Here is a 10450-nt window from a genome sequence, read left to right on the forward strand (position 1 = left end):
AATGTTTGGACTAGAAGGGTTAAAAAATTATATAGGTGAAACGAGCTTAGATGATCCTATGCTCCAATTTCTATTAGATGCCTACCTAAAAAAGGTAGGCTCTCTTATAGGAAAAGATTTAGAGTTAGCGGCTTATGAGGAAACTTTAAAAGGTGATGGTCAACAATGTATTTACCTAGAAAAAACGCCTGTATTTGATATTTTACATCTAGAGACTGTAGAAGATGGCGAACTCTTAGAGCACCAATATGAAAGAGTAGACAACCGAGTTTATAAAAGTAATGGGTGCTGGCAAGGGCGCTATACAACTATAGGAATGAGTGAGATTAAGTATTCCAGTATGGAAAACATCTATGTTGTTTATAGAGCAGGCTATTTAACTGAAAGAGTACTTAAAGAACTGGAAGCAAATGGTGTGGATATAGGCCACTTAGAGCCTAATTTCCCACAAGACTTAGAACTGCTTATCTATGAATCGGTTAAAAATCATATTCAGAATGGTGGTAAGGAACTTAAATCTTATGCTATTGATGATATTCGCTATGAGTATGTAACAATGGCAGAATCCTTTCAACAAGTACTAGAGAGGTACAAAAAATGATAGGTATTAGAGTAGGTATTAAAAAAGATGAAGATGGTAACTACAAAAGATTGGTTAGTGAACTAAAGAATTTAAAGAAATATCGGGTGCATATTGGTGTATTCGGTTCAGATGAATATGCAATGATTGCAGAAGTTAATGAGTTTGGACGCATCATTTATGTACCACCTACTCATAAAAAGACCTATCATAAAGCCTATAAAAGCGGTGACTTGAAGAAGGGTTTTGTAAAAAAATCTAAGTCTAACTTTGCTATACGTTCTCAAAGAAAAGGCTACTATATTAAAATTCCAGCTAGGCCTTTTATTAGAGGTACTTTTGATAAAAGAAAGACCGAAATAGATAAGTTAAGTAAACAGTGTATAGAAAATATAGTATTTAAAGAAATGACTGCTTATCAAGCATACAAGATACTGGGAGAAGAACTTGTAAATCTTACTAGAGACTACCTTACAAACTTATCAAAGCCCGCTAATAAAGCAAGTACTATTAAGAAAAAAGGAAGTAGCAACCCTCTCATAGATACAGGAGAGCTAAGAAAAAGAATAACCTATAAGATTATCAAAGTAGGTGTTAGTGAATGAGTATTTTACTAAATGAGCATAAAGAGAAGGCTATATTTAGAAGCATAAGAGAAACATTTGTTCCAGGGAAGTTAGATGCACAAAAAGAAGAACTAGAACAGGTAATAAATGCAGTAATCACACCACCTAAAGTATCAGAAGTTCTTAAGTTTACATCTGGTGGCAATAAAATAGACATACAATACAAAGTCCGAACTACAGACAAGATCGCTCCACAGACAGGAGATATTGTTGTCATAGATGGTGAGGACTTTTTTATTAAGCAAGTTAAAGGCTATAGGCAAATAAGTGACTTAAAAACTATGTATGTAGGAAGGACAGATTAATGAACCTAGTTGAAGCGGTAGAGTATATAAGAGAACTTATTTTTGCGAATACAAAAGAAGAAGGTGAAAAAGAAGGCATACGCACCTTCTGGGAAGGGTTTAATGGTGAAAGACCTAGTGAAACCTATATGACAGTGGAGATATTAGAGCCTTATTTGCCAATAAGTGAAAATAAAGAGTGTGAGTATGTACCTACAGAAAAAGGATTAGAACGTCAAAGTAAAGATACTTTTGAGAGTATTCTCCAATTCAAAATATATGCAGTAGAGGAAAAAGACTGTGTAATAGCCTTCAGTAAGTTTCAAAAGTATGCAGCTTACAAGTTTCGTATGGATCTTAATAAAAAAGAAGTTGCTTATGTCTCAATCTCAACATTAAGAGGACTTATGAATTTTGAAGAAGATGATAAAGAGGTTATTAAAACTTTTGATTTAAAGATACGTATGACAGATGTAGTTAGAGATGAAGTTGATTATTTTACAGTTATTAAATTGAAAGGAAGTGAAGGAAATGTCATTTAAATTTGAAGATATTGAGGTAGCCATTAGTAGAGAAGCACCTTACTCCTCACCGGGAGGGTTTGGGAATATCCTATTAATTGATATTACAGGAGAAAAGCCACTTAAAACCTATTACAATATGGCAGAAGTTGAAAAAGATTTTAATAGTAAGCCAGAAGTGATGAGAATGGCTAAAATATGTTTTAATCAAGCAGATAAACAAGGTAATAAGATTAGTATCAATGCACTTAAGATATTAGGGATAACACCTGGAGAAGAACTGGGGCAAGAATATGATGCTATTGGTACAGCATTAGCTAATGATAATGATTATGTATGGATTTTAAGTACAGACGTAGAAGATGATAAGTTAAAGACTTATCTTTCAGATTTTGCAGAAGCCAACATGAAGCTTTATAGTACGTTGATGACAGATGAAAGCACCTTTAATTTTAAAGACAAAATGTATACCATCCCTAATAGAGCCGAGAAAAATGATGATTTATATAAAAGGGTAGATTGTGTTGCTGCGTCTTGCGCTGCTAGAGCAACAGGAAGTTATAATCCTAAGTTTTTAAATATTGTAGGAGTAGAAGAACTGAGTGATAAGCAAAAGACTTTAGAAGCCTACAATAAAGGCATTAACATCTATGTACAAAGTGGAAACTTTAAATCTTATCGTGATGGATTTGTGGGTAAACAAGGTCTATATATAGATGATGTAGTCAATCCACTTTATCTTTCAACAATGATTAAAGATAACTTAAATACTTTATTGCATCATGAAGAGAAAATAGCCTTTGACTATGCCGGGTTTGCTCTTATTGAAAATAGAATTATTACAGCTTTAGAATTTTGTACAAGAGCAGATATTATTAAAAAGTCTATAGATGGTGTAGGTATTTATAAAGTGACCATGCCTAATCCAGCTGAGATTAATCCAGTAGACTTATCAGAGAGGGTATTACGTGGAATTGTTGTAGAATACACACCAAGTATACCAATCAATGGTATTAAGCCGATTACACTTAGAATTCACTTAGAAGATTTATAAGAAAGAGAGGATGGAACATGAAGAGTACAACACTTGATGCGTTAAAGGATAACTGCATTGTAGCAGGTAAATTGATTACGGGATTTGCTGATGAAAATGGCATAACTGTATCAGATAATGATGCTATTATGACAACAACAATCGGTGTAAAAGGTGAGGGGTACAGAAGTATGCACGCTGCAGTTACATCTAAGGTTGTTTTGAAACTGAATCCTAACTCAGAAGGAGCGACTTTTTTACAAGATTTATTTAACAAAAGAGAAACAGGATTCCAAGTATTGATTACAAGTGGCAATGATCTAGCAGTAAAAAAAGTCAGTGCACCAGATTGTGCCATTGTAAAAGCACCGGATTTATCTTTTGCAAGTAAGACTTATGGCGCTTTAGAATTTGAAATTGAAGCAATTGGATTAAAACGATACTAGAGAGGGGAAACCCTCTCTTTTTAGTTAAGGAGGAGAGAGCTTATGGGAGATACCCTTATGAAATTCCCTATTATCTTTAATAATGGATATGAAGTTGTATTTGAGGGTGGTGAAGGTGAAGAACTTAAATCCTCTAAAAAGCCAATTCAAGAAACATACGATCTTGTAATTAGAGCTATGTCTATGGATGAGTATTTTGAAGCAAATACTTTAAAAAATCAAAAGGAAATATGGGAATACATTTTAGAAAAGCAACTTGTGACACCTAAAAGTCTAAAAGATATAAGTGCATGGAAAGACAATATGGCCACTTTAAAATATGTGGTTCACATGGCAATAAATTTTACTTTAGAGCCTTATGCTGAATTGTGGTTACCCTTTCATACCTCGTATGAGGAGCTTACGTGTATTTGATGATGATATTCAAAAATTATGGGAGGTTTTAGAACAAAGGTTTCAGAAAGAACGAGAAGAGAAGCTTTATTACTGTCATTTAACGGGTCAAAGTATAGAGTATATCATGAAGCAATCAACGAAATCGTTCAATGAGATTAAAAGTAGCTATATAAAAGTGATGGAAAGGAGGAAAAGAAAATAGATGCACTTAGAAGCGTATGTTATGATGTAGAGTTTGAAGTCAATAAGAACCCATTAGAAAAGGCTGATAGGACAGTAGATGATTTAACAGGAAGTCTTGTAAAAATGGGAGAGGCTGGACAAAAAGGCGGAAAAAAGTCAGAGGATGCTTTAAAAAAGACAAATGAAGAAGCTAAAAAGTTAAAAAAAGGTGTAGATGAGACGGGTAAAAAGTTTGGTGGATTAGAAAAAATCATAAAAGGTACCTTTGTTGGTTTAGCAAGTTCGGCTGTAGTTAATGGTATACAGAGGTTAGCAACAGGGGCGTATAGTTTGGCTGATGGTTTTGCAAATGTGGAGTATGCTGCAGCAAAAGTAAATACGTTGGCAAAGCAAGAACTACCAGAAGTCTTGCAAGATATGCGTAATATGGCAATGGAATATGGCATACAAGATGCTACCTTAGTAGGAGAAGCTATGTATCAGGCTTTATCGGCAGGTAGAGATTATCAATCATTAATGAATGGGTTCATGGATGAGAATTTGCAAATATCAAAAGCCGGATTTGTGGATCCACTAGGGGCAGTAGATTTAACGACTACTATTATGAATACTTACAAACTTGAAGAGATGAATGGTATAGGTGATGCTTTACTAGCTACACAAGATAGGGGTAAGACAACAGTAAATGAGATTAGCCAATACTATGCGAAACAGTTCGGGGCATTTAGAAGTATAGGTGTAGGATATAGGGATGCCTTGGCTCTTTTGGCTGAGACTACACGAATGGGTCAACGAACAGCAGATGCTGCAACAGGAATAGGGGCTATTCTTTCGGAGTTTTCTAAAAGTGATAGTACAGTAAATGAGTATTTTAAAGAACTTAATGGTACAACTATTCCAGAGTTTTTAAAAAATGGAGGTAGTATTGTTGAGACTATCAGTATGATAAAAAGTACTTTAGATGTTTTAAATATGTCTAGCTTTGATATGTTTGGAAGTGTAGAAGCAGCAAGAACTTTTGAAACTATGACAAGTGATATGGACGGTTTGATAGAGACACAAGAAAGAGTGATAGATTCTACAGGGAAGTTAGAAGAATCTTTTGATACGATGAGTCAGACCACTAAAACGGCTTTAGAAGAAGCCAAAGCAGCATGGGCAGATTTTAAAGTGGATATGGGTGAGGCGTTAGCACTTCCGGTGACAGCTACTTTGAGAATTGCTACAGATATAGTAAATGCAATTTTTAAAGGAGATTTTAGTTTCAAGAATTCAAATCCACAAAGTGACTATTCAAAGTTAGATGCAAGATCTTATGATAGTGGAGATTATTACGTAGATTCTAGAAAGCTAAACAAAAATGTTCATACAACAGCAAAAGAAGCTACTGCAGAACAATTGGAGGCATATATAGCAGATGCTTATTCACAAAGAGCTGAGTTAACAGATAATAAGCACCTATCTAATAATAAAAAGATTATAGAAATTTTAGAGGCAGAAAAAGATACAAGACAAAAAGAAATAAAACAGAAGGAAACCTCCTTTTTTAATACATCTAATCCTATGAGAGAGAAAACATTAGAACAAGTACTCACGGAAGTATCGAATACAACCAATAATGAAAATACACAAACAACATCGGTCACTAATAATAATTACATTACTGTAACCACCCAAGGAGAAAATGAGATTGCTTCAAAAGTAGCAAATGAGATTGAGCGATCAACTATTTCATATCTTCCTAAGAAACCTATGTCTCCCTCTCTAGGTGGCTTATATGATAGGTGGGTGACCAGATGATTACAAATATAGAAACGGGTGAAGAACTTAAATTTACGTTAATATCACAGGAGCAATTGGAATACACAGCAGAAGTTACTAAGGAGCCTGCAGAAAAAGGTTTTGAAGTAGCAGATGGTGTACTTACTAAAAATGCAGTTCTTAAAGTTAAAGGGAAAAATGGCGTAGTGAAGTTGGCCAACATGGGCCAAGAGATTACACAAGTCAGTCAAGCTATATCTATTATTACAAGATGGCAACAAAAAGGACAACTTTGTAAGTATATTTATAGAAATGGATTTAATAACTGCATCATTAAAAAGTTTAGTATAAAGCAGACCTCTAAAGAAAGATACGGATACGAATTTGAACTAGAATTAGAGCAAGTAAGAATTGCACAGCAAGTAACGACTAAAGTAACAGGTAAAACTAAGCCTGATGGGATTGTTGCTAAACGAATAGCTGAGAAAGAGAAGAAAGAAAAAGGTGGGACTAGGAAAACAACCAAGAAAAAGAAGAGCAAAGAACCTACATTGACAGAGGCTCAAAAGTCAGCGATCAAGAGCAAAAATAATGAGACCATGGGAGGGAGGAAGTAATGGAAGTATCTATAATTGAACTGGATCCAAACAGCTATCTAGGGGAAGCTATTCAGTATGAAGTAGATGGTAAGTTGCTTATTTTTCTAACCAGGTATAATGCGTATCATGATTTCTATACGGTGGATATAGTTTGCAATGGTGAAACGATTGTAAAAGGACATAAATTAACAACAGGGATAGATTTATTGGCTTACTTTAAAGAAGGTGAAGTAATAAATCCTAAAATACCACCTATTCAAGTAGTTCCTATTTTGTTTAACAATGACAAAGAGATTATTGGTATAGAAGACTATGGATCAAATAGTGGACTGGCCATTATAAGGAGTGATTAGATGTGGGGCAGAATAATGGAAGTGAATATAGGTGACATGCAGATAAAATATCCAGAGCTTACAGTAGAGTTTAATGAAACCTTTGATATGGACACAACCCCTCTTGTATCTGAAATCAAATTGTACAATCTATCTGATAATAGTATAGCAGCAATCCTTCAAGAGAAAACTGTAACGGTTAATGCTGGGTATCAAGATACTGGGCTTTTTTGCATATCAAAAGGTGAACTTAGACAAGCTTTTACAAAGTTTGAAGGGCGAGATAAGATTACAACTCTTAGGACTTTAAATATAAGTCCAGATATTAATGCACTATACATGAAAACCTATAGCAAAGGAACATCACTAAAAGATATTTTTACAGATCTTTTAAGTGGTAGTGGTGTAAATATTACAACACTGCAGGTTCCAAGTGTATCTATTCCTAAAGCTTATCATCTTAAAGGAAAGAAAGTAGATGTGTTAAAGAAACTTTGTAAAGAGTTTGGTATCAGTATGACCATTGACAATACTGGACTTACTCAGATAGGAAAGGTAGGGAGTCTAGGAGAAGATACAGGGTACCTGCTTAAAGCTGAGACTGGATTAATTGGCAGTCCTATTCCTGTTATTGATGAAGAGGGGCTTTTAAAGTATGAGGTGAAGAGTATGTTTTTACCTGGTATTAAAGCTTTGAGTAAATTGCGTATAGAAAGTAAAACCCTTACAGGGAATGTGATTGTTATAAGTGGTAGCCATGATTTAAGTAAGGATAAATGGGTAACAAGTTTGGAGGTTGAAACCCTTGCATAATAAAAAAATGATAGAACAACTAAAGGATGAAATGAGATTTGAGCTAAAGCAGGCTTACCTATGTAGTATTACAAAGAAAAATCCAGACGGTACAGTTCAAGCTAAATCGGCAACAGGAGAAAGTCTTTTTGAAGATGTTACAGTCTATAACGGAAGCTTAAGAGATAGTAAACAGGTATTAGTTATACAAGTAGGCGAGTTTGACTATATAGGTTTACTTCTCAGAAGGGCGGTAGAGTAAAGGTGGAAAGTATTCGACTAAATCAAGCAACTAGGGAACATATGAATGATATTTCTATAGGACATGACCAGGTTATAGAAGATGTAATACATAGGCTTACTCTACGAAAAGGAGACTATATTTTTGATGTCTCACAAGGTGTTGATTATGAAATAGTCTTTGGAAAAATACATGACATAGAATCAAAAGTAGAGCATTTAAAAAGTGTTATATTAGAAAATAAACAAGTTAAAGAAGTAAGTATTTTAGAATATAGACAAGAAGGACGTACACTTAATATGACTTTTAGTCTATTACTAGAAAATCACCAAGTAATAGAAGGAGGTGTAACCCTTGGAGCCTAATTGGGGATTTACTGCAGTAGGATTTGTAAGGCCTACAATGCAGGAAATAAAAGATTATCTTATAGAAAGCTACTTAGAAAAGATGCCAAATGCAGACTTTTCAGTAGGCTCTATCTTGGATATACAGATTACTGCAGAAGCAGAAGTAAAAGCTAAACAGTATGCAGATCTAGAAAGGGCTTTAGAAGAGACTTACTTGGATACTTCTAATGGGCTTTTTGTAGATAGGAATGTTAGACCATTGGGAAAGAAAAGAAAACAACCTACCTATGCCTTGTCAAAAGTTAAATTTAAAGGTACAGAGGGGAAGTATATCCCTAGAGGGATGGCTGTTTTAACTGTATCTGGGCTGGTATTTAGAACCATTGAAGAAGGAGCGATAACTTCTTCAGAAGGTATTGTGTTAAAAGTAAGTTCAGAACACCCAGGTAGCAAGTACAATGTATCTAAAGGTGCAATTAATACATTGATGAATCCAGATATAGATATAGTTAGTGTGACGAATATAGAAGCTGCTTCTGGTGGTTCGGATTTAGAAAAAGACTATGAACTTAAAGAAAGAGTTTATGGAGGCTTTATTAAAGCAGAGAATAAACCTGTGGATATTATAAACTTTGAAATAGCCAGTATAGATGGTGTTAAAAGCTCTCTTGTACTTGAAAATAAAAGTGAGATTTATAAAGATGTTGTTGGTCCACACAGTTTGCTTGCTGTTGTAGATGGTGGAAAAGATGAAGATATATTTAAAGTTTTATTTGACTTCTTGCCTTTTGGTGTTCAAACAAAGACTAATGCATTAGAACGTGTTATACGTAAAGTGGTATCTGATGGACCTAACATTTATGAACTTTGCTTTTTAAGACCAGAAGAAGTTAATTTTAAAGTAAAGGTTGAGATTGTTACAAGCAGTACTGTAACAGAAGGTGAAAAACAGGCTATAAAGTTGATGATAGAAGGACTTTATAAAGACATGAAGGTTGGCCAGAATGCTATACCCAAGGAAATTTTTATAAAGCTTGGGGACATCATTCATTATAATAGTTTGAAAGTATCTATGAGTAAGATGGATAGAGAAGAATGGGTTGATTTTATTGAACTTAAACCGACACAAATAGGGAGACTTCAAGAGGTGATAATCGTTGGTTAATCGTATGTTTGAAAACTTACCAGGCAATATGCAAACAGGGTATTATGAGAAATTGAGTAGGGTTATTAGTGAGATAGATAATAAATTTGATAAGGACTCGGAATTATTATTAAACAAGCCAGAGCATGTAGCGTATTTTAGAAAAAGGAAAAGTCAAGAGCTTCTTGGACGGTTAGACGGTTCCTGGGAAGAAATTTATGCAAAGATTCCAAGTTTTTATAGGTTTTTCTTTGTAAAAGATTTTATAGAAAAGATAAAAGGTTTTGTTAACGTCCTCTATTATACTCACATAGATTATTTGACTGCTATGGTTATTGTAGAAAGTGTTAATACAGATATTTATAAATACATTTATCAGTTGGTACCTCCAGGATGTGATTTAGTTTTGTTTAACAAAACTTTAGTAAGATCACTTTATGGAGGTTTTTATATAGGACAACCAACGATTATAAGTCATAAAGCTGCTTCACAAGGGCTAAAGTCTTATAACTTTATGAATAGAGATTTAATCTTTTTACCACATGGATCAGTAATTAGTAACAGCCAGTCCTTAGATATTTCAGAAGGCCAATTTAGAATACAAGGTCAAGGAGAGATTCAGCTTATCAGATTTGAAAGTAAAGGACAGTTAAGTATTCGATTAGAACCAGAAGTTTTAGCTGAGATTTATATAGATGATGAACTTTATACAGGACCTGTACAAGCAAAGCCTTTTTCTCACCTTAAAATAGTAGGAGAAGATATAGAGTTTAATAAAATTATAGTAAGAATGGAGGGGTAAAATGCCATTTAAAATAAACTTTAAGGATTTTAAAGCACGAAACCCGTTTAGATTTAAAGCACGAACAACAGAAGGAAACAATCTGCTAAGTGGATTAGAAGCTCAGGTTGAAATTGTTCCTGATTTTGAAGTAGAAGAAGGAACAGAGTTAAACAGTGCTTTTTTTAAGGAATTGGAGCAAGGCATAAATGATGAGTTAGAGGTTAGAGATAAACAAATCAATAGTTTATCTAGTCCATATGTTATACCAGAAGGCTCGGATATTCCTATTCAGGATAGAGTGAAGGGGAAGATGTATTTTAAAGTTACAAGTAGACAAAGTGGTGGAAGTAGCAATGGCATTATAAAAGTAAGCCCTAATAT

General features: G+C 34.2%; 16 protein-coding genes. All 16 read left to right on the forward strand.

The annotated features are described in order from the left end of the window. Position 1 precedes the first annotated feature (1 nt). Positions 2-601 carry a hypothetical protein gene (locus PBV87_RS08785; protein WP_271011935.1) on the forward strand — a complete coding sequence of 200 codons (600 nt, stop codon included), beginning with the start codon at positions 2-4 and terminating at the stop codon, positions 599-601. Continuing rightward, complete coding sequence (locus tag PBV87_RS08790; RefSeq protein ID WP_271011936.1) at positions 598-1185, forward strand: hypothetical protein; 588 nt, start codon at positions 598-600, stop codon at positions 1183-1185. Before PBV87_RS08785 ends, PBV87_RS08790 begins: the two co-directional genes overlap by 4 nt. Then, a complete protein-coding gene (locus PBV87_RS08795; protein ID WP_271011937.1) occupies positions 1182-1511 on the forward strand; it encodes a hypothetical protein in 330 nt (109 codons plus the stop codon). Before PBV87_RS08790 ends, PBV87_RS08795 begins: the two co-directional genes overlap by 4 nt. Then, positions 1511-2032: a phage neck terminator protein gene (locus PBV87_RS08800; RefSeq protein WP_271011938.1), complete on the forward strand. Its 522-nt coding sequence runs from the start codon at positions 1511-1513 to the stop codon at positions 2030-2032. Before PBV87_RS08795 ends, PBV87_RS08800 begins: the two co-directional genes overlap by 1 nt. Next, positions 2022-3065: a hypothetical protein gene (locus tag PBV87_RS08805; RefSeq protein ID WP_271011939.1), complete on the forward strand. Its 1044-nt coding sequence runs from the start codon at positions 2022-2024 to the stop codon at positions 3063-3065. Before PBV87_RS08800 ends, PBV87_RS08805 begins: the two co-directional genes overlap by 11 nt. Before the next feature lie 17 nt (positions 3066-3082). Beyond that, positions 3083-3490 (forward strand): tail tube family protein, encoded by a 408-nt coding sequence (locus PBV87_RS08810; protein WP_271011940.1) that lies wholly within the window; start codon positions 3083-3085, stop codon positions 3488-3490. A gap of 42 nt (positions 3491-3532) precedes the next feature. Next, positions 3533-3904, forward strand: a complete 372-nt coding sequence (locus PBV87_RS08815; protein WP_271011941.1) for a hypothetical protein — start codon at positions 3533-3535, stop codon at positions 3902-3904. Between the two features lie 288 nt (positions 3905-4192). Continuing rightward, a complete protein-coding gene (locus PBV87_RS08820) occupies positions 4193-5869 on the forward strand; it encodes a phage tail tape measure protein (RefSeq protein ID WP_271011942.1) in 1677 nt (558 codons plus the stop codon). Further along, complete coding sequence (locus tag PBV87_RS08825; protein WP_271011943.1) at positions 5866-6447, forward strand: phage baseplate protein; 582 nt, start codon at positions 5866-5868, stop codon at positions 6445-6447. Before PBV87_RS08820 ends, PBV87_RS08825 begins: the two co-directional genes overlap by 4 nt. After that, entirely contained in the window at positions 6447-6782 is a 336-nt protein-coding gene (locus PBV87_RS08830) for a phage baseplate plug family protein (RefSeq protein WP_271011944.1), read from the forward strand. The genes PBV87_RS08825 and PBV87_RS08830 overlap by 1 nt, the downstream gene beginning before the upstream one ends. Next, positions 6783-7574, forward strand: a complete 792-nt coding sequence (locus PBV87_RS08835; protein ID WP_271011945.1) for a phage protein — start codon at positions 6783-6785, stop codon at positions 7572-7574. After that, positions 7567-7815, forward strand: coding sequence for a hypothetical protein (locus PBV87_RS08840; protein ID WP_271011946.1), 249 nt, complete (start codon positions 7567-7569; stop codon positions 7813-7815). The genes PBV87_RS08835 and PBV87_RS08840 overlap by 8 nt, the downstream gene beginning before the upstream one ends. 2 nt (positions 7816-7817) lie before the next feature. Then, positions 7818-8159, forward strand: a complete 342-nt coding sequence (locus PBV87_RS08845; protein WP_271011947.1) for a hypothetical protein — start codon at positions 7818-7820, stop codon at positions 8157-8159. Next, positions 8149-9306 carry a baseplate J/gp47 family protein gene (locus PBV87_RS08850; RefSeq protein ID WP_271011948.1) on the forward strand — a complete coding sequence of 386 codons (1158 nt, stop codon included), beginning with the start codon at positions 8149-8151 and terminating at the stop codon, positions 9304-9306. Before PBV87_RS08845 ends, PBV87_RS08850 begins: the two co-directional genes overlap by 11 nt. Continuing rightward, complete coding sequence (locus PBV87_RS08855; protein WP_271011949.1) at positions 9299-10087, forward strand: hypothetical protein; 789 nt, start codon at positions 9299-9301, stop codon at positions 10085-10087. Before PBV87_RS08850 ends, PBV87_RS08855 begins: the two co-directional genes overlap by 8 nt. Position 10088: 1 nt before the next feature. Next, on the forward strand, positions 10089-10450 hold a 362-nt coding region (locus tag PBV87_RS08860; protein ID WP_271011950.1), incomplete at its 3' end, for a hypothetical protein.

This window comes from Holtiella tumoricola (assembly GCF_027857615.1).
Lineage (GTDB): Bacteria > Bacillota > Clostridia > Lachnospirales > Cellulosilyticaceae > Holtiella > Holtiella tumoricola.